This is a genomic window from Streptomyces sp. NPDC056734, assembly GCF_042790455.1.
GTDB lineage: Bacteria > Actinomycetota > Actinomycetes > Streptomycetales > Streptomycetaceae > Streptomyces.
On the sequence record NZ_JBHTZD010000016.1, the window covers coordinates 174,478 to 195,012 of the forward strand.

Below are 20,535 nucleotides of genomic sequence, written 5' to 3' on the forward strand. Positions count from 1 at the left end.
CGTGCGGAGGGCCGTACCGGACGCGTCGCGGACCCGCCCGCAGGAGTCACCCGGGCGACTCGCCGCCGCCCGCCGGTGGTTCGCCGAACCGGGTCAGGACCAGCGCGCCCGCCACCGCCGCCGTGAATCCCGTGATCGCCAGCCACTGGAGACCGTCGCGGGGGTGGTCACCCAGCCACACGATGCCCGCGAGCGCCGGGCCGACGGTCTCGGTGAGGACCATGCCCGCCGTCGCCACCGTCACCGAGCCGCGCTGGAACGCCGAGGTCAGCAGCAGGAATCCGGCCGCCCCGCCGAGCAGCAGCGCGTAGAGCGCCGGATCGGTGAACAGGGCGGGGACCGCGAGGGAGTCGATCAGCCGTACCGAGATCTCCACCACGCCGAATCCCGCGCCCGCGCCGAGTCCCAGCAGCAGGGCGCGTGGGGTGCCCGGCAGGCGGCCCGCGAGAGCGCCGGTGAGGAGGATGACGGCGGCGGCGCCGAGCAGGAGCCAGGGCAGGGCGGGCGGACCGGGCCTGCTGCCCTCAGGGCCGGAGGCGAGGGCGATCAGCGCCAGCCCGGCGCAGACCGCCACCACCGCACCCCGTTCGGTGGCGCTGAGACGGACGGCCAGCAGACGGGCCGCGACCACCGCCGTGACCGCGAGGCTGGCCGAGAGCGCGGCGCTCACCGCGTAGAGGGGAAGGGACCGCAGGGCGATGACCTGGAGGACGAACCCGAGGCCGTCCAGGGCGAGTCCGGCGACGTAACGCCATTGGCGCAGGGCGCGCAGCAGCAGGGCGGGATCGACGCCGGAGCCGGTGCCGGGCTCCGCCGCGCGGGCGGCGACGGCCTGGAGGACGGAGGCTGTGCCGTAACAGACCGCCGATGCCAGTGCGCACGCCGTCGCCAGGTACACGTGATCAGACTCCAGGTGGATGAGAGGCCCAGTGCCGTGGGCGGCGGGGAGCCTGGGAGCGGCGGGTTGACCGTCGGCGCTCCGACGTCAGCGCGTCGGCGGAGCGTCGGCCGGACCCTCGTACTCCTGCGCTCCGATGTACTCGTGGGCCTCCGCGTCGGGGAGGCGGACGGAGTACGCCCAGAAGTAGATCAGCAGGCTGAACGCCGCGATGGTCACCATGTCCCACCACAGGGGGAGGGCACCGGTCGCGCCGCAGGACGCCGTCGCGGCCGGGCCGGTGCTGCAATAGCCGCCCTGCCACGAGATCACCCCCATGCCCACGAGATAGACGGGCAGCCACTGCGCGGAGCGCCAGTCCATGTGCGGGACCCTCGGGTTGAGCCTGAGCAGCGCCGAGCCGCCCAGCAGGAGATAGCCGAGGACGATCGCCAGGCCGAGCCGCCACAGGGTGTCCCAGCCCGCCCAGTAGATGATCAGGTTGGCGACGATGAAGGCGACGGGCGCCCAGAACATGCCGCCGGGCAGACGGTAGGGCCGGTGCCGGTCCGGGTCCTGTCGGCGCAGGCACCCGAAGGCGAGCGGCGCACCCGCGTACATGAGGACGCTCGCGGAGGTGACGAAGCCGACCAGCTTCTGCCAGGTGGGGAACGGCAGGAAGATGATGAGTCCGACGACGAAGGCGAAGAACAGGCTGAACCAGGGGACGCCTCGCCGGGTGGTCCGCTCGAAGACCTCGGGTACGTACCCGTTGCGGGACAGGCCGTACGACACCCGCGACGCGGCGGTGGTGTAGATCAGGCCCGTACCCGTGGGCGAGACGACCGCGTCGATGTAGATCAGCGTGGCGAGCCAGCCCAGCCCCGCCGACAGGGCCAGTCCGGCGAACGGCCCCGCCTTGTCGGCGAAGGTCAGATCGGCCCAGCCATGGGTGAACGCGCTGGGCGGCAGCGCCCCGATGAACACCACCTGGAGGGCCAGATAGATGAGGGCGCCGAGCAGGATCGAGCCGATGACCGCCCGGGGGATGTCCCGCGCCGGATTGCGGCTCTCCCCGGCCAGCTGGTCGGCCTGCTCGAAACCCAGCAGCGCGAAGATGATGCCGCTGGTGCTGATGGCGGAGAGCACACCCTGGGTGCCGAACGGAGCGAAGCCGTCATGACCGAAGTTGCTGCCGTGGAAGACGGTCGCCGCCAGCACGATGATGGTCAGGACGGGCACGGCGACCTTCCACCAGGTCGCGGCGCTGTTGGTGTGGGCGAGCCACCGGATGCCGAGGAAGTTCACCAGCACGAAGAAGGCCATGAAGGCGACGGCGAGCCCGTACCCGGCGGCGGTGAGGTGGTTCTTCTCCGTCTGCACCCAGTCGGCGTGGACACTGAGGTAGTTGAGTGACGCCATGACCTCGATCGGCGCCGTGGCCACCGCCTGGAGCCAGGAGAACCAGCCGAAGGACGCCCCCGCCGCACTGCCGAAGGCATAGTGGGGAAAACGCGCGGTGCCGCCCGCGACCGGATACATGGCCCCCAGCTCGGCGTGCACGAACGCCAGGACGATCACGGCGAGAGCGCCGATCCCCCAGGAGAGCAGGGCGGCGGTCCCTGCCGCCTGCGCCGCGAACAGCGCCCCGAACAGCCACCCCGATCCGATGATGGACCCCGTGGACGTCCAGACCAGGCCGATCAGACCGATGTCTCGCTTCAGGCCCGGATTCGACACCTCGGGCACGACCGTCTTCGGCATCCGCACGCACCATGTTCCACAGAGGACGACGAGACGCGCGGGACATGACGCACGCGTCGGCGCGACCCTTTTCCTCTGTCTATGTCCCGGCACCGGGCCCACCGCGCCACCGGGAGGACATGTTGCGCCGGACGAGCGGCGAAGACACTCAAGTCGGTGCAGACACTCACGCCGGCGAAGACACTCACGTCAGTGCAGGCGGTGCAGATCCTCAGGGCTCCGACGGCCCTGTTCTGAGCCCGTCCGGCACACGGGTGGTCGTGTAGGCGCGGGTCAACCACCTCTGAAGGTGCGGAGCCTGGGCCAGCAGATTCCGGTAGGTGCGTACGGCGTGATGGTGCAGAGCCTCCGCCACGGGCGCCTCGACCGCCTCGGGACGCCACAGAAGCAGGTGCCGCTGCCACAGCGGGTCACCGCTCAGCGGCTTGACCACCACACCGTCGATCGGGCACAGGGTGGGCTGGACGGCGGTCACCCCAAGCCCCTTGGCGATCATCGACTGCAACTGATCGAGCACATGGAACTCATGAGTGGCGGCCGGGATGAAACCCGCGGCCTGGCAGGCGTCGTAGAAGGCACCGGGCCAGCCCACCCCGTCGTCGGAGGAGACGAACCAGGTGTCCTCGGACAGCTCCTCCAGCGGGACCTCGACGCGGTGAGCCAGTGGATGGCCGGCGGGCAGGGCCACGAACACCGGGACCGTACTGATGGCGCGGTGCGCCAGCGCGGGGGAGTGCCGCACCGGCATCCCGGGGTAGTCGACGCCCAGCGCGGCGTCGAGTTCGCCGGACTCCAGAAGCCTGAGGAGTTCACCGGTGGCGTACACACTGTGGACGGAGACCGTGAGGTCCGGGCAGGTCTCGCGCAGGGTGTCCAGGAGCGTCGGCACCACCGGGGTGTTGGTCACACCGAGCCGGAGTGTTCCGGCCGCCGCGGCCGGGAAGCCCGGGCTGCGCCGGCCGAGGGCATCGGCCCGGATCAGGATCTCACGGGCCTGACTCACGACGTCCGCGCCGTACGCGGTCAGCTCCACGCCCGTGCTGCTGCGCACGAACAGCCCCTCACCGAGCAGCCGCTCGATGCGACGCAGCTGTGTGCTCAGCGCGGGCTGGGTGAACCCGAGCGCGACCGCCGCCCGGCCGACGCTCCCGCAGTCCGCGAGCGCGCACAGCACCCGCAGATGGCGCAGCTCCAGTTCCATCGGTACACCTCGCTGTGTGGTGGAAACGCGGTCCATTATGCGCGCGGGCGCGGTGGACGGGGCCCGGTCCGCGTCATGCGGTGGCCCGGCCTGAGCCGTCCGTACGTCCCGGCCGCCCCGCCCGGTCCCGGCCGCCACGTCCCCGCCCTCACCCGCGCCCCGCCGCCGAACGTTATGACCGCCCCGCTCCTTCTCCTATGCCTCAACCCGTTGGCCCGGACCGGCCGGTCGTGGAAATCTCCACTGGGCGTCCTGCCCCCGCCGTGCGGTGGAGCGGGTCGCTCCCCGTGACTCTTGCACCGCGGTGCACGTCGAGGAGAGACACCATGCGGCACACCCAGGTCAGCTTCGCCGTGGAGGCAACCCCGGCCGCGGTACGCGGCGCCCGCCACCGCATCGCCGCGGCGGTGAAGTCATGGGCCGGACAGTACGACGACGAACTGTTCTTCCGCCTGGAACTGGTGGCGTCGGAACTGCTCACCAACGGTCTGGTGCACGCGGGCGGCCCCCTGACCGTCGAGGTGACCCTGGAACACGAACTCGTCGTCATCACGGTTCTCGACGGCGGTACGGCGTTACCGCGGCCCTGTGCGGCGGGAACCGACGACGAACGGGGCCGCGGCCTTGCCCTCACCGAGGCCCTCTGTCTGTTCCAGGGCGCCGAGCACACCGCCACCGGCAAGCGCTGCTGGGCGGTTCTCGCCACGGCGTCGGCACCCGGCCCGGCCGCCGGGGAGACACCGGGCACCGCCCAGGACGGCGGCGCCGCGACGGACGGCGCGCGCTGGTCGCTGACCACCGCCGGACAAGGACTGCTGACGCACCTGACCCCGGCGACCTCAGGCCCCGGGGAACCATGTCCATGACCCCTTCGATTCAGGAGACGACGGTGGCAGCGCAGACGGACGAGGACAAGCACCGCAAGAACGGTCTGTACGGGCAGGTGAGCGCCGAACTCGCCGAGAACATGAAGCGGGGCTGGGCGGACACCGAACGCTACGGACTCCAGCCGATCGCGCAGGCGGCCCACACCGCGCGGCGCAGGGCGGAGCTGTCCGCCCGCTTCCCCGGTGAACTGCTGGTGATCCCGGCCGGCGGCCCGAAGATCCGCGCCAACGACACGGACCACCCCTTCCGGCCCTCCTCGGACTATGTCTACCTGACCGGCGACCAGTCACCGGACGCCGTGCTCGTCCTGGAGCCCGATCCGTACGGCGGACACCGGGCGACCGCGTATCTGCTCCCGCGTTCCGACCGCGAGAACGGCGAGTTCTGGCTCGACTACCACGGCGAACTCTGGGACGGCCGCCGCAACTCTCTCGCCGAGAACGCACAGTTGCTCGGCCTGCCCTGCAACGATGTCCGCGCGCTCACCGACCGGCTCGGCGCCACCCTCGGCCCGGCCCGCGTGCTGCGCGGCCACGACACGGGCATCGACGCCGCTCTCGCCGCACGGACGACAGCCGAGCGCGACGACGAGTTCCGCGTGACCCTTTCCGAAATGCGCCTGGTCAAGGACGAGTTCGAGATCGCCGATCTCCGTTTCGCCTGCGAAGCCACCGCCCTCGGCTTCGAGGACGCCGTCCGCGCCCTCGGCGCCGCCGCCCCGACCCCCGAGCGCCTCATCGAAGGCACCTTCTTCACCCGCGCACGCATCGAGGGCAACGACGTCGGCTACGCCTCGATCTGCGCGGCCGGACCGCACGCCACGACCCTGCACTGGGTCCGCAACGACGGCGAGGCCCGCCCCGGCGACCTCCTGCTGCTCGACGCCGGGGTGGAGACCCGCAATCTCTACACCGCCGACATCACCCGCACCCTGCCCGTCGACGGCCGCTTCACCCCGATCCAGCGCAAGATCTACGACGCGGTGTACGCGGCCCAGGAGGCGGGCATCGCCGCGGTCAAGCCGGGTGCCGCCTACCGCGACTTCCACGATGCCGCCCAGCGGGTCCTGGCCGAGCACCTGGCCGCCTGGGGCCTGTTCGAGGGCCGGTCGGCACAGGAGGCCCACGCCCTGGGGCTCCAGCGCCGCTGGACCCTCGCCGGCACCGGTCACCTGCTCGGCCTGGACGTCCACGACTGCGCCAAGGCCCGGACCGAGCTGTATGTGGACGGCACGCTGGAACCGGGCATGGTGCTCACGGTCGAACCGGGCCTGTACTTCCAGCCGGACGACCTGACCGTTCCCCAGGAGTACCGCGGCATCGGTGTCCGCATCGAGGACGACCTCCTGGTGACCGAGGAGGGCCACGAGAATCTCTCGGCCCGCCTGCCCCGGAACGCGGACGACGTGGAGGCATGGATGGCCCGGCTGCGCGGCTGATGTCTCACACGGTCCACGTCACGGCCCACCTCACCGTGCGGCCGGCCACGACACATGGGGAGTCCCTCGATGAGTCCCTCGATGAAGGAGCAGGACAACGTGCGCGACATGAGTATGGGGAATCGGGATGGATCGGCCACCGCGAGCGGCGGCCCCTTCGCGGGAGGGTGGGCGGACACGGACCTGAAGCTGCCGCCGGTCACGGGAGCGGCGTACGCGGCGAAGCGGCGCGCGGCGGTGTCCGAGCGGTTTCCCGGTGAACGGATCGTCGTCCCGTCGGGCGGGCTGAAGGTCAGGAGCAACGACTTCGACTACCCGTTCCGCCCCCACTCCGCGTTCGTCCACCTCACCGCCGAACAAGGGTCGCAGGCGGTCCCCGACAGTGTCCTCGTCCTCGAACCCACCGGAAGCGGCCACTCGGTCACCCTGTTCACCCGGCCGCGGTCACCGCGCCACGGCGGACCGGGCGGCACGGAGTTCCACAGCGACCGACGGTACGGCGAGTTCTGGACCGGCCGGCGCCGTACGCTCTCCGAGACCGCCGACGCACTCGGCATCGAGGCCGCCCCGCGCGACGACCTGGACCGGGCCCTGAGCCACAACGCCCCGACCCGCGTGCTGCGCGGTGCGGACCCACGTGTGGACGCACTCGTCGACGCGCTGCTGTCACCGTCCCCCCACGCCGATGCCGAACTGACCCAATTCCTCTCGGAGTTGCGTCTGGTCAAGGATGACTGGGAGATCGGCCAGCTGCGTACGGCCGTGGACTGCACGATCGCCGGATTCCATGACGTCGGGCGCGAACTGGGCCCTGCCACCCGTCTCGCACGCGGGGAACGCTGGATCGAGGGCACCTTCAACCGGCGTGCCCGGCTCGGGGGTCACGGGCTGGGCTTCGAGACCATCGCGGCGGCCGGGGCACACACCTGCGTCCTGCACTGGATGCGCAACGACGGCCCGGTGCGGGACGGGGACCTGCTCCTGCTGGACGCGGGGGTCGAGGCCGACTCCTTCTACACCGCGGACATCACCCGGACGTTCCCGGTCGGCGGCCGTTTCACCGACGCCCAGCGCCGCGTTCACGACCTGGTGGCCGCCGCCCAGGCCGCGGGTGCCGCCGCGCTGCGGCCCGGCGCCCGGTACGGCGCTTTCCATGACGCCGCGATGCGGGTCATCGCCGAAGGACTCGACGCGTGGGGACTGCCGCCGCACGGCCGACCGGGCGCGGCCCCGGGCTCTTCGTGGGATGCCGACCTGTATCGCCGGTACACCGTCTGCGGTTCGGGTCACATGCTCGGGCTGGACTGCCATGACTGTGCCGGTGCCCGCAGTGAGACCTACCTCGACGGCACGCTCAAGGCCGGTCATGTCCTCACCGTCGAACCCGGACTGTACTTCCAGCCCGACGACCTGACGGTACCCGAGGAACTGCGCGGGATCGGCGTACGGATCGAGGACGACTTCGTCATCACGGCCGACGGGGCCCTGTGTCTGTCATCGGCCCTGCCCCGCGGCGCCGACGAGGTCGAGACCTGGCTGGCGTCACTGCGCTGACCTCCCCGCACAGTCCGAACCGTCCGACCGTCACAGCAACGTGACATTGTATAGTCGGAGGGTTGTCGGGCCGGTCGGACGGAGGAGCAGAGATGACTCATCTCGAACCGCAGGTCATCTCCGTCCACGCCCATCTGCGCGATCAGGTCGCCAACGCGCTCCGGGCCGCCCTCACCGCGGGTGAGCTGCGTCCGGGTGTCATCTACTCCGCACCCGCCCTGGCGGCCAGACTCAGTGTGTCCGCCACTCCGGTGCGCGAGGCCATGCTGGACCTGGTCCGGGAGGGCCTGGTCGAAGCGGTGCGCAACAAGGGATTCCGGGTCACCGAGATGACGGAACAGGACCTGGACGAGTTCACCGAGCTGCGCACCCTGATCGAGGTCCCCACGGTCGGACGGGTCGCCGCGACGGCGAGCGCCGGGCAACTGGAGACGCTGCGTCCCCTGGCCCGGCAGATCGTCACGGCGGCCGAGCGGCATGACATCCTCACGTACCTGGAAGCCGATCACCGGTTCCACCTTGAGCTGCTGGCCCTCGCAGGCAACCATCACCTCGTGACCGTGGTGTCCGACCTGCGTAAACGCTCACGCCTGTTCGGCCTGAGCAGCCTCAACGAGACGGGGCGGCTGGTCGCCTCCGCTCAGGAGCATGTCGAACTGCTCGATCTGATGGTGGCGGGCCGGGTCCAGGAGGCGGAGGACTGCATGCGCCGCCATCTCGCGCACGTCCGCACCCTGTGGGCCGACGGCCGGGCGGATGCCGAGGACCAGGAACCGGGCGTACGGCTCGGCGGCTGACGGAGCTTCTACGGCTGACGGAGCTTCGACGGCTGAGAGGGCTTCCGCCGTCGCCCCATGAGGGCGGTCGTACGGCGCGTGGTGAGTCCCCGGATTCCGGACCCCGCCCCTGCCCTGCCCACCAGGCACTTTCCCCGCTACGAAGCCAAGTCCCGGTGCTCGTAAGCCAATTGGAAACCCTGGATTCCGTCAGACGGCTTCCCTGAGTCATGTCACCTGTGCAATGGTACATGTCACATAGGTCGTCGTGGTCATGTCAATCTTGGCATCGGTCGTGCTCCGGTCCTTCCGACGGCGCGGCCCTCCCCGATCCACGACCCTCTCTTCCTCCACAGGCCACGCACCGCGTGGTCCTCACCCTCATGGGAGGCGTAGTGAGAAAGTCACTTGTCCGGCGGAGTCTGGGCGTGGCACTGCCACTTGCCCTGACCCTCGCCATGGGTACCGGCCTGCTGTCACAACCGGCCGGCGCCCACCCCGCGACCCAGCTCTCCGCCGCGCAAGCCGCGACCGGGGACGGGCAGCAGGACGGGCAGCAGGACGGCCCTCCGCCCATGGCCCAGTCAGCCAGCACCACCGCCACCGCCGAGACCGAGCACATAGGCAAGGAGAGCCGCGAGGCGTCCGAACTCCCGCCGCTCGCGGCGGACAAGGACGCGCTCAAGGAGTCCTACAGCCCGCATGAGGGCGTACTGCCGCAGCCCTCGAAGTCGGCGGAGTCGGCGGCAAAGGACGCGGCCGGAGACCAGGCCGCCGCCGCGTGCAATGTCTCCGACTTCACCAGCCGCACCGGCAGCGCGCTGGTGCAGCAGATCAAGGCATCCACGACCGACTGCGTCAACACCCTGTTCAGCCTGACCGGAACCGACGCCTACCATGCCTTCCGTGAAGCGCAGATGACGACCGTCGCCTACGCCCTGCGCGACGGCTCGACGTCCTACCCCGGCAACTCCAGCACCGGCATGCCGCAGCTCGTGCTGTATCTGCGGGCCGGCTACTACGTCCAGTACTACAACGCCAGTGCCGTGGGCACCTACGGCAGCGGCCTCCAGACCGCCATCCGCGCGGGACTCGACGCCTTCTTCGCCAGCCCGCACTCCGGCGATGTCAACGACGCCAACGGTGAGACCCTCGCCGAGGCCGTCACCCTCATCGACAGCTCCGAGGAGAACGCCCGCTACCTGTACGTCGTCAAGCGGCTGCTGGCGGACTACGACGCCTCCTGGAACTCCTCCTGGTGGATGCTCAACGCGGTCAACAACGTCTACACCGTGACCTTCCGAGGCCACCAGGTGCCCGCGTTCGTGACCGCCGTCCAGTCGGATCCCAGCCTGATCGACGCCCTGTACACCTTCGCGACCGGTCACCTCTCACTGCTGGGCACCGACCAGTCCTACCTCACCTCCAACGCCGGACGCGAACTCGGCAGGTTCCTCCAGCACTCCGCCCTGCGCGGCAAGGTACGCCCGCTGGCCGCCGGACTGCTCAACTCAAGCTCGCTGAAGGGCACCACCGCCCCCCTGTGGGTCGGCGTGGCCGAGATGACGGACTACTACGACAAGGCCAACTGCGCGTACTACGGAACCTGCGACCTCCAGACACAGGTCGCGAACGCGGTGCTGCCGGTGACCTATGTCTGTAGTGCCAGCATCACCATCAGGGCCCAGCAGATGGCGGCGGGCGAGCTGTCCGCCAGCTGCGACAGCCTGCGCAGCCAGGACGCCTACTTCCACGACATCGTCCGTGACAGCGGTCCCGTCGCGGGGGACAACAACACCAAGATCGAGGTCGTGGTCTTCGACTCCAGCACCGACTACCAGACCTACGCCGGCGCGCTGTACGGGATCGACACCAACAACGGCGGCATGTACCTGGAGGGCAACCCCTCCGCCGTCGGCAACCAGGCCCGCTTCATCGCGTACGAGGCCGAATGGCTGCGCCCGGACTTCCAGATCTGGAACCTCAACCACGAGTACACCCACTACCTCGACGGCCGCTTCGACATGTACGGCGACTTCGGCGCCAACATCACCACCCCCACCATCTGGTGGATCGAAGGCTTCGCCGAGTATGTCTCCTACTCCTACCGAGGTGTCCCCTACACGGCGGCGATGACCGAGGCCGGCCGTGGCACCTACGCCCTGAGCACCCTCTTCAGCACCACGTACAGCCACGACACCACCCGCGTCTACCGCTGGGGCTACCTCGCGACGCGATACATGATCGAGAACCACCGCGCCGACCTGGACAAGGTGCTCGGCTACTACCGCACCGGTGACTGGAACGCCGCCCGCACCTACCTGACCAGCACCATCGGCAGCCGCTACGACAGCGACTGGTACACCTGGCTGGCGGGCTGCGCGGCCGGCGACTGCGGCGGGGGCACCAACCCGCCCGGCAACCAGGCCCCCACCGCCGCGTTCACCACCGCCGCACAGGACCTGAAGGTCACCTTCACCGACCAGTCCACGGACTCCGACGGCACCATCGCCGCCAGGGCCTGGAACTTCGGCGACGGCACCACCTCCACCGCCACCCACCCCACCAAGACCTACAGCGCCGCCGGCACCTACCCGGTGACCCTGACCGTCACCGACGACAAGGGCGCCACCGCCACCGCCACCAGGACGGTCACCGTCAGCAGCGGCGGCGGCACCGTCACCGAGTGCACCGGCACCGACAGCAGGGAGCTGGGCCAGAACTGCGGGCGCAGCAACCGGTCCGCCACCACCGGAAACTACGCCTACCTCTACCTCTACATCCCGGCCGGTACCACCCAGCTGAAGATCACCACCTCGGGTGGCACAGGTGACGCGGACCTGTACTACAACGACAGCGGCTGGGCCACCACCAGCAGCAACAAACAGCGCGCCACCGGCACCGGCAACAGCCACACCCTGACCGTCAGCAACCCGGCGGCCGGTGCCCACTACATCAGCCTGCACGCCGTGAGCGGCTTCAGCGGCGTCACCGTCAGCACCAGCTACTGACCGACCCGCACGACGGCCCGGGGCGGCGGCACGGAGGGGATCGAAGGGGATCACCACCGCCGCCCCGGGCTCGCCGCGCACCCGGGCGGGCCTCGCCGAGGTTTCGGGCTCACCCCATGGATTCCAGGATGTTGTCGATGAGGTGCCAGAAGAGGAGTTCACCGAGGGCGGCGCAGGCCCCGGTGGTCGAGGACAGGACGCCCCGCGTGGACATGCGGGTCGCGTCCAGCGGGTGCCGGTAGATCCCGGCCGGTGGCGGGGTCCTGTGCTCCGGCCGCTCGGCGCGCACCGTCCCGGGACGCAGATAGAGCATGAGACTGGTTTCGGTCAGGCCCGCGTGTTCCGCGTGCCAGCCGGGGAAGTCGGGCAGATGCTCGGCGATCCAGCCGTCACGCACCATGCTCCACCAGCTGAACGCCATGATCTCGGTGTCCGGGAAGGCGACCGCGGGCCGGCAGCCGTCGATGGCCTCGAAGAGCAGTGCCTCGTTCTCGTAGTGACCGTTGATGACGACCAACTTGCCGGGCCGCAGCGGGGCCAGCGAAGCGAGGACATCGGTGAGGGAGTCGATCAGCGTGGTACCCCGCAGATGCAGGGTGCCGGGCCAGTGCGAACCGCCGCCGCTCTGCGGCAGTGACCGGGCGGCGATCGGCTGGACCGGCATCACGAACCCGCCCGACTCCGCGCCGACCTGCCTCGCCAGGGCCTCGGGAATGTCGAGGTCCACGGACAGCGGCAGATGCGGCCCGTGCTGCTCCAGACTGCCCACGGGCCAGATGAGGGTGGCGCCCCGCAGGGCGGACTCCACCTCGGCGCTGGTGAGATCGCCGTAGAGCAGGGGGGCCGGGGCACGCGTACGCCGGGTCATGGGTGCGCCCTGCTGCGGCCGCCGTCGTCCTCGCCGTCCGGGGGCGGCCGCAGACTTCGTCCGACGAGGTCGGTCGCCGACACGCCCATGCCGGTGAGCCGGTCGTCGACACCGCGGCAGATCTTGGCGAGCGTCGCGTGCATGTCGTGGTGCAACGCCGTATAGACCTGGACGGCGTTCGCCCCCACACTCAGGTACTCGATCACATCCCCGCATTCCTGGACGCCACCGCCGCCCAGCACGGGGACGCGCGCCCCGCGGCGACGCAGACCGTAGATCTCGGCCAGCACGAGCGGCTTGATACCTGGACCCGAGTACCCGAACACCCCGCCGAGCCGCACCCGGCCGGTGGACGGGTCGACCGCGAGGCCCGCGATCGTGTCGCTGAGGGTGATGGCGTCCGCGCCTTCCCCGACCGCCGCGTCCACCCGCGCGGGCAGGCCCTCGCCCGCCGCGAGCTTCACACTGAACGGCGCCTGCGTGGCATCGCGGACCGCCCGTGTGTAGGCGGCCACCCGCTCCGGTGTGTCCTCGCCGTAGTCCTCGTCGTTCAGGCAGGAGATGCCCAGCTCCAGCGCGGGGCTGCCGGCCGCCGTGACCCGCTCGGCGAGCCGGGCCAGTTCGGACGGTGTGTCGGCGTGCACCGACGCGATGAACGGCAGGCCGTCGGCCGCCATGCGGCGCGTGATCATCAGCCATTCCTCGACACCGCGACGTGAGTACGTCGTGCTGTTCAGCATCCCGGTCGGCAGCCGCAGGATCCGTTCGTCCCCGCCGGGAGGGGGGCCGGGATGAATGGTCTTGGTCACCACCGCGCCCGCTCCGCCCTCCAGCAGCCGACGGATGTTGCGCTCCTGATCGGTCAGCAGGCCCGATCCCACCACGACCGGGGACGCCAGCCGCATGCCGAGCACCTCGGTCGCCGCAGCGCTGCCCGCCTTCCCGCTCACGTCGCCGCCGCCACCTTGCCGGTGACCGCGGCGAGCAGCCGCACGAACGCGTCCGGGTGCCGCTGGGCGTCCTCCTGGTCGACCACGGACACCCTGGCCACCGTCGGCAGGCCGCGCAGCAGATGACTGGCGTTCTCGGCCATGGGCACGGGAGTCACCATCACGATCGGCTTGCCCTGCGCCGAAGCCCAGCCCAGCTCGATGTGGGTGCCGTCGGTCCGCAGGAGTTCGCCCTCCAGCACCGGGAGCACCGGGACGAAGACATCACAGCGGCGCATCCAGTCGAAGTCCCGCACACTGACCTCGTCCGGTGTGAACAGCGGGGTGTCGACGCCGAACTTCTCCGCGACATGTGCCGAGAACACGGTGCCGTTCGCGGCGGTGACGGCCTCGATGAGATGGCGGATGACGTGCCGGAGCGGGGAGTGGAACCCTCCGTTGCCCAGTGCGTGCTGAATGGGGCCGCCGACGAACACCCGGAGGCCGGTCAGATCGGGGGTGTCACGGGTGCTCTCGGTGAGGTCGGCAGAGATGTCGGTCATGGCGTTCGTTCTCCTGGCCTGTTGCGGGTGGTGGGACGGGTGACGCGGTCAAGCTGTCGTGGCATCAGCGGCATCAGCGGCATCAGCGGCATCGGTGGCATCGGCGGCATCGGCTTCGTCGTCGGTGGTCTCGCGCGCCCGCTCGCCGAGCGCGATGTTGCGGATCCTGATCTGCGTGTATTCGAGAAGTCCCCAGTAGCCGTACTCGACGCCGACGCCGGACGCCCGATGCCCGCCGAAGGGGACGTCGTGCCGTAGGTCGCCATGGGTGTTGATCCAGACGGTGCCGCACTCCACCCGCGCGGCCAGTTCCCTGGCCCGGCGTTCGTCGCCCCACAGTGAGCAGCCGAGCGCGTGAGCGCCCGCGCCCGCCCGGTCGAGTGCCTCGGGGACGGTGTCGTAGGGCACGACCGGGATCACCGGGCCGAACTGCTCCTCGCGCTCCAGCGCGGTACCCGGCGGCAGGTCGGCGACGACGGTCGGCCGGTAGAAGTACCCGGGCCCGGGGAGCGCGTATCCGCCGGCCGCGAGCCGGGCCCCGGCGGCGACGGCCTGGTCGACCAGCCCGGCGACCCGGTCCCGCTGGACGGCACAGACAAGGGGGCCGAGGGCCGAGCGTGGGTCCATGCCGTCGCCGACCACCGTGGAGCGGGCCAGGGAACCGAGCAGCCCGACCAGCCGGTCATGCTTGTCCCGCGGCACATAGACGCGCTTGACGGCGGCGCAGAACTGGCCGCTGTTGACCATCGCCCGCCGGAACAGCTCCGGGGCGACCCGCTCGGGATCGGCGTCGGGCAGGACGACGGCCGGGTCGTTGCCGCCGAGTTCGAGCACGATCCGCTTCAGGTCCGCCGCCGCGGCCCGGGCGATGTCCTGACCGACCCGGATCGAGCCGGTGAACGAGATGAGCCGTACCGCGCTGTGCCGCGCGAGGAGCGCCCCCACGGCGGCGTCGCCGGAGACGACGCTCAGCGTCCCCGGCGGCAGCACCTCGCTCAGCAGCTCGCCCATGAGCAGGCTGGACAACGGCGTCTCCGGCGCCGGTTTCAGGACCACGGTGTTGCCCGCGAGCAGCGCCGGGGCGATCTTGCAGACGGCGAGGAGCAGCGGGAAATTGGACGGCGCGATGGCCGCCACGACGCCGTACGGCACATGCTCCAGCGAGATCTCCGCCTGTCCGTCGTCCACGAGCCGTCGGCGCCGCAGGCCGAGCGCCGCGGTGTACGCGAACCAGTCCGCCGCCGCCCGTACTTCGGCCAGGGCGTGACGCAGCGGCTTGCCCTGTTCACAGGTCAGCACCTCGGCCAGGTCCCGTTCCCGCACGGCCAGCGCGGTGCGGCACGCGCGCAGCAGGGCACGCCTTCTGCGCGGCGGCAGAGCGGCCCATGAGCGGAAGGCGGTCGCCGCCGCGTCCACCGTGTCGTCGAGCTGCTCGGCGGAGGCCACGGGCGCGTGGGCGAAGACTTCCCCGCGCGCCGGGTTCTCCACCGGGAGGCGGCGGCCCGGGGCGCCGTGTACGGGTCGCCCGGCCACGGTCATGGCCGGTCTCATGAGCGGCTGCCGGCGATGGGCTCGGCGAAGGCGGGCGCCTTGGCGGCGGTGGTGGTGTCCTCTGTGGTGGCAGTGCCGTTCACCGCCGTGGCACGGCCTGTGGTGGCAGTGCCGTTCACCGCCGGGGCACGGCCCGCCGCCATGGCCGCGTTGACCGCCCGGTGGACCTCGCCCGCGATGCGTTCGGCCTCCGCCAGGCTCTCCGCGCCCACGACGATGCCCAGTGAGGGCCGGTGCCGGGTGAGTGCGCGGACGGTCGACGGGTAGGCCCGGATGCCGCGCGCCCACAGGTCCTCGAACACCGGGCGGACATGGGCCGTGTACGACGCGACCTCGGTGAGCCGCAGCGGCAGGGAGTCATGGGAGTGGACGACCGGGCGGTCGGCGGCCCACCGCTCCGCGAGGGCGATGGCATGCATGGCACCCGTACGCCGGGCGTTGATCTCGGTCACGTACAGCTCACCGTCGAGGCCGAGGAGACAGTCGACCGAGAACCAGCCCCGGTATCCGAGCGACCGGACGAACGCGTGGACGGCCGTGCCCAGTGCAGTGAGCCGCTCCTTCAGATCGGGGGCGAGGACTCCGGGGCCCAGGGCCAGGCTGCGGTACCGCAGTCCGTCGACGCCGAGCACGCTGTACTCCAGCCGGGGCGCGTCGCCGTCATCGACCAGGATGTCCATGGCCGGGCAGTCGACGGCGTGGTCGATGTACTCCTGCACGAGAAGCGGGAAGGCGCCGAAGAAGGGCTCGCGTCGCAGCGCCTGCCACAGCCGGGCCGTTCCCTCGGCGCCGCCGCGCGCGATGGCGGAGCCGTAGCCCCCGACGCCGTACATGCTCTTGACCACGGCCCGGCCGCCGCCCCCGATCGCCTCGACCGCCCCCTTGAGCTGGTCCCAGCCGGCGACCGAGATACCGCGCGGGACGCGGAACCCCGGGATGTGCGAGGCGAGATCGACGCAGCTCTGCTTCGATTCGAGATACTCGCAGGACCAGTGGTGCTCGGGGTCCGCGATGTCCAGTCGTACCTCCCGCCCCTGGCTGCGGAGGAGCGCGGCCAGGGTGTACAGCTCGGGGGACGCCCCCCAGGACACGAATCGCACCGTGCGCGCCGCGCCGGTCGCGGCGCGCAGGGCGGCGAGCGCCCGGTCGTCGTGGAGCAGGTCGTGGACGAGACGGCCGGTGCGCGGTGCCGGTGACACGACCGGGGGCACGGAGGTGCCGAGACCGGCGTGGACATCGGCGAGCCACGCGGGGGAGTAACCGGCCGGGAGCAGGAGTACGCGGTTCTCGGTGCTCCAGAAGACGCACTGGTCGGCGAGGCCCGTGCCGTGTTCGATCAGGTCGCGTTCCACGCCCGGGTCGACATCCAGCAGTCCGCGCTTCAGATTGAACTCGACGGTGTTCGGGATCACCAGGTCAATGGTGTGGGGCATGGGGTGGGACATGCTCTCCTGCCTTCCCTGACGTAGGACGAGCGAGGGGTGCAAGGGGTGCGAGGGGTGCGAGGGCCGGGGGGCGGCCCAGAGGCGGCAGCACCTGTTCGAGGGTCTTGGCGAGCGCGAGTGTCGTGCGGTCGCCGAGATAGGGTCCGGCGACCGCCATGCCGACCGGCAGGCCCAGGCGCGTGAGCCCGACCGGGACCACCGTCGTGGGCAGGTGGCACACGCCGGTCAGCCCGGCCCAGGTGATCTGGTCCCAGTAGGGCCTGCTTTGGCCGTCGACCTGGATGTCCCGCTCGGCGAAGGGGCGGTGGTCGTGCGGCGGCGCGGCGGTCGGGGCGACCGGCAGGAGGATCGCGTCGTACTCCTCGAAGAACGCCCGCCAGCGGAGTTGCAGCCTGGCCCGATGCCCGTCGGCCTCCGCCCAGGAACGATGGGACTGGGCGACGTGCTCGGCCCCCAGCTCCGCGCCCGGGACGGCGTCGCCGCGGACGATTCTGTCGACGTCCCGCACGGAGTACGTGCTGAACGCGACCGGTGTCAGCAGCGCGCGGAACACCCGGTCGCTCGTGTCCAGACGGATGCCCTTCGGGGCGACCTGCTCCACCGGGACACCCGCGCCGGCCAGTTGACCCGCCGCCTGTTCGAGCAGACGGCGGACCTCCCCGTCCACCGGGCAGTACGCGTCGTCGAACCAGGCGGCGACCTTGCGCACCCGGCGAGCGGGCGGCAGGTCGAGCCGCCAGGCGGGGGCGTCCCGAAAGCCGGGCCCGGCGACCGCGTCGAACACGGCGACCAGATCGTCCACGGTACGGGCGAACGGCCCGGCCACCGTCAGGTCCGTGACCGTATGGGCAAAGGGCGCGGGCGGCACGTGCCCGTGGGTGGACACCGTACGGAAGCTCGGCTTGTGCCCGAGGACGCCGCAGTGCGCGGCGGGAAGGCGGATGGAGCCGGCCACGTCGGAGCCCAGTTCGATGGGGGTGAAACCGGCGGCGACCGCGCCGGCCGACCCCCCTGAGGAACCTCCGGTGGAGAAGGCCGGATCCCATGGGTTGCGCGCGGTGCCGAACAGATCGCCGTGGGTCTGTACGTCGGCGGAGTGCTCCGGCAGGTTGGTCTTGCCGAAGACGACGCAGCCCGCGCGGCGCAGCGCGGCCACCGCGTCGGCGTCGCGGACCGGCACATGGGCGGACAGCATGGCCGTACCCCCGGTGGTGCGTGTTCCGGCGGTCGAGAAGCAGTCCTTGACCGTCATGGGGACACCATGCAGGGGTGGCAGCACATCACCGCGGGCGGTCATGGCGTCCGCCTCCTTCGCCGCGGACATGGCGTGCTCGCACAGGGTCACCACCAACCCGAGTCCAGGGTTGCGCTGTTCGACGGCGTCGAGGAGCGCCGCCAGGTACTCACGCGCCGAGACCTCACGCGCGGCCATGGCCTTCGCGGCCTTGAGCGCGGGCCACCAGCACAGTTCCTCGTCGCCGCCCAAGGTGCCACCACCTGTCGCCGTCGGGACTCGTGTCGTCATGGGTGATCACCCGGCGACCGTGGTGGGTTCCATGAACGCCACCTCGTCCGCGGCGAAAGAGACCAGCAGCTGCTCGACGGCCGCGAGGAAGGCCCGTACGGCTTCCGGGGGCAGCACCCGCGGGTCCGCGCCGAGGATGATCCGGACGCGGTCCGGTACGTCGTCGTGGATCACGAGGAAGAAGCGCTCGGCCTCGTGGAGTTCGCCGTCGTGCTCGATGCGGCTCTCGGCCGTCGCCTTGCGGATGTCCGCCGGTGTCGCCCGCCGCCGTGTCGGGGGACGGTCCTCACGGATCGACCGTGCGTCGTTGAAGCAGCACGACAGATCGATGCGCTCACCGCGTTCCCGCTCGTGCTTCTCGGCCAGGCGCTCGGCCCGTCCAGGGTCGTAGAGACCGTTGGCGTAGGCCCGCAGCGCCGCGACCCGGGCCGAGCGCATGACATCGGCGACGGTCTTCCCGTCGGTGTCGACGACCGCGAGCACCTCCTGATGCAGGTTGGCGACCGTGCCGCGCAGCTCCGGGTCCGTGCGGTTGGCCGTGAGGAGCCGGAGGGCGCAGCGGGGGAGACCCGCGCGCCGGGCGAGCAGCAGCGCCACCACGGCGAGCAGGACCGTCGAGCCACTGGTCCTGTGCCGCTCGGCGAGCACCGGCAGCGCCAGGGCCACCGCCCGCGAGGTCAGGACCGCGCTGTAGAAGGGCGGCAGGGCATCCTCCGGGACCGTGGCCGCACCGGGAAACATCGTGGAGGGCATCGCCGCCAGCTGATCGTCCCAGTGGCGGTCGGCGCGGGCCAGCAGACGCCGGCCGCGCGCCGACTCCTCGAACGCCGCCTGCTCCAACGGCTGACGCAGGAGCGGCGGCGGCCCGGCGGTGACGCCGCGTACCTGGGCGGCGAGCAGCCGTGTGATCTCGGCTTCCAGGACGCGCAACCCCGTCAGGTCGGCGGCCATGTGCGACACGAAGAGGACACCGTGGACCGGTTCACCGTCATGGCACACGATCGCGGCCCGGAACGGCAGATCCACCGAGTGATCGAACGCGCCCCGGCGGGCGCCCGCCTCCCACTCCGCGACGATGTCCCCCGCGTCCGGCGCGTCGGCGGCGGGAAGGGCCTCGACGCTGAAGGATCCGGACCGGATCACCTGCTGGCGCAGTGCACCGTCCCCACCGACGCGGTACACCGTGCGTAACGACTCATGGCGGCTGACCAGTTCGCCCAGCACCTGGCAGACCCCGGGCCATGCGCTGCCGCGCGGCAGCACCACCCGGTGGAGCTGGTGGTAGAACGCGGAGTCCGGCATCCGACGCTGGATCAGATTCCACATGTGCCGCTGCGCGCACGTCGCCGGACCGGCGGCGGACCGCCCACCGGAGAACGCGACTTCACACCGGATCGGTTCAGCCACGGCCCGCCCCCTAATAGCTCGAATGCACACCGGGTGTGAGCAAGTGGGTTTCCCGACCGTGCAGAGCCGGCGAGAAGACGCACATCAGCGTCATCCCGTGCTGCGAGCGCAGTACGTGCGGTTCCCCCATGCCCGGGGCGTACAGCATCCCCGGTCTGATCTCGAAGACACCGTCGTCCGTCTCCACGGAACCGGAGCCGCTCACGCAATAGCAGATTTCTTGGTGATTGTCGTACCGCAAATACGATTCGCTGCCGGGCTGTACAAAGGTCTCGGTCAGACTGAGCCCCAATTCATCGGCCTGGACGAGCAGTCGCCGACTCGTTCCATTGCCCCAGTCCACGTCACATTCGGTTCCCACGACATCTTCCACCGTGCGTACCAGCAAGGTTCACCCGTCCAGGATTCGCTGTCATTTCCAGGGTCGGGCATCGAGTCTATGGAACAGCGGACCGGGAAATCCATGGACAGTACGGGTATAGCCACGTGGCTAGGCCCGGCGGAGCGCCCGTTCGAGGCTTCCCGGCGCCGGCTGTCGCGCCCGATCCTGGGGCTTGTCGCGATGCCGACGGCGGCATGGAGAGGCTCTCGTGCGACCGATGCGACCGATGCGACCGGCGCGTGGGATGCGACGGATGTGACCGATGCCTGCGATGCGTGCGGCGCGACCGACGCGTGCGATGCGTGCGATGCGACCGACGCGTGCGATGCGACCGATGCGTGCGATACGAGGGATGC

The 20,535-nt window shown here is 70.9% G+C and carries 16 protein-coding genes; 5 read left to right on the plus strand and 11 right to left on the minus strand.

From position 1 onward, the window contains the following. Positions 1 to 46: 46 nt before the first annotated feature. From ACFRFC_RS24765 to ACFRFC_RS24775, 3 genes are all read right to left on the minus strand, one after another. Complete coding sequence (locus tag ACFRFC_RS24765; protein WP_382691456.1) at positions 47 to 898, minus strand: hypothetical protein; 852 nt, start codon at positions 896 to 898, stop codon at positions 47 to 49. Between the two features lie 87 nt (positions 899 to 985). Continuing rightward, positions 986 to 2,641, minus strand: a complete 1,656-nt coding sequence (locus ACFRFC_RS24770; protein ID WP_382691458.1) for an APC family permease — start codon at positions 2,639 to 2,641, stop codon at positions 986 to 988. A gap of 211 nt (positions 2,642 to 2,852) precedes the next feature. Then, entirely contained in the window at positions 2,853 to 3,842 is a 990-nt protein-coding gene (locus ACFRFC_RS24775; protein WP_382691460.1) for a LysR family transcriptional regulator, read from the minus strand. A gap of 326 nt (positions 3,843 to 4,168) precedes the next feature. On the opposite strand from ACFRFC_RS24775, the gene ACFRFC_RS24780 reads away from it, so the two are divergent. From ACFRFC_RS24780 to ACFRFC_RS24800, 5 genes are all read left to right on the plus strand, one after another. After that, positions 4,169 to 4,708 carry an ATP-binding protein gene (locus ACFRFC_RS24780; RefSeq protein WP_382691462.1) on the plus strand — a complete coding sequence of 180 codons (540 nt, stop codon included), beginning with the start codon at positions 4,169 to 4,171 and terminating at the stop codon, positions 4,706 to 4,708. Then, positions 4,699 to 6,168, plus strand: coding sequence for an aminopeptidase P family protein (locus ACFRFC_RS24785; protein WP_382691464.1), 1,470 nt, complete (start codon positions 4,699 to 4,701; stop codon positions 6,166 to 6,168). The genes ACFRFC_RS24780 and ACFRFC_RS24785 overlap by 10 nt, the downstream gene beginning before the upstream one ends. 108 nt (positions 6,169 to 6,276) lie before the next feature. Next, positions 6,277 to 7,722, plus strand: a complete 1,446-nt coding sequence (locus ACFRFC_RS24790) for an aminopeptidase P family protein (RefSeq protein ID WP_382691538.1) — start codon at positions 6,277 to 6,279, stop codon at positions 7,720 to 7,722. Between the two features lie 92 nt (positions 7,723 to 7,814). Further along, positions 7,815 to 8,519 (plus strand): GntR family transcriptional regulator, encoded by a 705-nt coding sequence (locus tag ACFRFC_RS24795; protein ID WP_382691466.1) that lies wholly within the window; start codon positions 7,815 to 7,817, stop codon positions 8,517 to 8,519. 362 nt (positions 8,520 to 8,881) lie between these two features. Then, positions 8,882 to 11,509: a collagenase gene (locus ACFRFC_RS24800; protein WP_382691468.1), complete on the plus strand. Its 2,628-nt coding sequence runs from the start codon at positions 8,882 to 8,884 to the stop codon at positions 11,507 to 11,509. Between the two features lie 109 nt (positions 11,510 to 11,618). Here ACFRFC_RS24800 and ACFRFC_RS24805 read toward each other — a convergent pair whose 3' ends face one another. From ACFRFC_RS24805 to ACFRFC_RS24840, 8 genes are read right to left on the minus strand one after another with little or no spacing between them, the layout of a single operon-like run. Continuing rightward, positions 11,619 to 12,377, minus strand: a complete 759-nt coding sequence (locus ACFRFC_RS24805) for a creatininase family protein (RefSeq protein WP_382691470.1) — start codon at positions 12,375 to 12,377, stop codon at positions 11,619 to 11,621. Further along, on the minus strand, positions 12,374 to 13,327 hold the full coding sequence (locus ACFRFC_RS24810) for a dihydroorotate dehydrogenase (RefSeq protein ID WP_382691471.1): 954 nt from the start codon (positions 13,325 to 13,327) through the stop codon (positions 12,374 to 12,376). Before ACFRFC_RS24810 ends, ACFRFC_RS24805 begins: the two co-directional genes overlap by 4 nt. Next, entirely contained in the window at positions 13,324 to 13,869 is a 546-nt protein-coding gene (locus ACFRFC_RS24815; protein ID WP_382691473.1) for a nucleoside 2-deoxyribosyltransferase, read from the minus strand. Before ACFRFC_RS24815 ends, ACFRFC_RS24810 begins: the two co-directional genes overlap by 4 nt. Before the next feature lie 48 nt (positions 13,870 to 13,917). Then, on the minus strand, positions 13,918 to 15,408 hold the full coding sequence (locus ACFRFC_RS24820; protein ID WP_382691475.1) for an aldehyde dehydrogenase family protein: 1,491 nt from the start codon (positions 15,406 to 15,408) through the stop codon (positions 13,918 to 13,920). An 8-nt stretch (positions 15,409 to 15,416) separates the two neighbouring features. Then, positions 15,417 to 16,853 (minus strand): hypothetical protein, encoded by a 1,437-nt coding sequence (locus ACFRFC_RS24825; protein ID WP_382691477.1) that lies wholly within the window; start codon positions 16,851 to 16,853, stop codon positions 15,417 to 15,419. After that, complete coding sequence (locus ACFRFC_RS24830) at positions 16,837 to 18,390, minus strand: amidase family protein (RefSeq protein WP_382691479.1); 1,554 nt, start codon at positions 18,388 to 18,390, stop codon at positions 16,837 to 16,839. The genes ACFRFC_RS24825 and ACFRFC_RS24830 overlap by 17 nt, the downstream gene beginning before the upstream one ends. Before the next feature lie 6 nt (positions 18,391 to 18,396). Then, positions 18,397 to 19,797, minus strand: coding sequence for a condensation domain-containing protein (locus tag ACFRFC_RS24835; protein ID WP_382691481.1), 1,401 nt, complete (start codon positions 19,795 to 19,797; stop codon positions 18,397 to 18,399). Positions 19,798 to 19,807: 10 nt separating this feature from the next. Beyond that, complete coding sequence (locus ACFRFC_RS24840) at positions 19,808 to 20,170, minus strand: ectoine synthase (RefSeq protein WP_382691483.1); 363 nt, start codon at positions 20,168 to 20,170, stop codon at positions 19,808 to 19,810. Positions 20,171 to 20,535: the final 365 nt, after the last annotated feature.

Coding starts and splice junctions, on each gene's coding strand:
- ACFRFC_RS24780 (WP_382691462.1), top strand. CDS start 4,169: ATGCGGCACACCCAGGTCAGCTTCGCCGTGGAGGCAACCCCGGCCGCG.
- ACFRFC_RS24825 (WP_382691477.1), bottom strand. CDS start 16,853: ATGCCCCACACCATTGACCTGGTGATCCCGAACACCGTCGAGTTCAAT.
- ACFRFC_RS24805 (WP_382691470.1), bottom strand. CDS start 12,377: ATGACCCGGCGTACGCGTGCCCCGGCCCCCCTGCTCTACGGCGATCTC.
- ACFRFC_RS24820 (WP_382691475.1), bottom strand. CDS start 15,408: ATGACCGTGGCCGGGCGACCCGTACACGGCGCCCCGGGCCGCCGCCTC.
- ACFRFC_RS24800 (WP_382691468.1), top strand. CDS start 8,882: ATGGGAGGCGTAGTGAGAAAGTCACTTGTCCGGCGGAGTCTGGGCGTG.
- ACFRFC_RS24775 (WP_382691460.1), bottom strand. CDS start 3,842: ATGGAACTGGAGCTGCGCCATCTGCGGGTGCTGTGCGCGCTCGCGGAC.
- ACFRFC_RS24770 (WP_382691458.1), bottom strand. CDS start 2,641: ATGCCGAAGACGGTCGTGCCCGAGGTGTCGAATCCGGGCCTGAAGCGA.
- ACFRFC_RS24830 (WP_382691479.1), bottom strand. CDS start 18,390: ATGACGACACGAGTCCCGACGGCGACAGGTGGTGGCACCTTGGGCGGC.
- ACFRFC_RS24815 (WP_382691473.1), bottom strand. CDS start 13,869: ATGACCGACATCTCTGCCGACCTCACCGAGAGCACCCGTGACACCCCC.
- ACFRFC_RS24795 (WP_382691466.1), top strand. CDS start 7,815: ATGACTCATCTCGAACCGCAGGTCATCTCCGTCCACGCCCATCTGCGC.
- ACFRFC_RS24790 (WP_382691538.1), top strand. CDS start 6,277: ATGAGTATGGGGAATCGGGATGGATCGGCCACCGCGAGCGGCGGCCCC.
- ACFRFC_RS24785 (WP_382691464.1), top strand. CDS start 4,699: ATGTCCATGACCCCTTCGATTCAGGAGACGACGGTGGCAGCGCAGACG.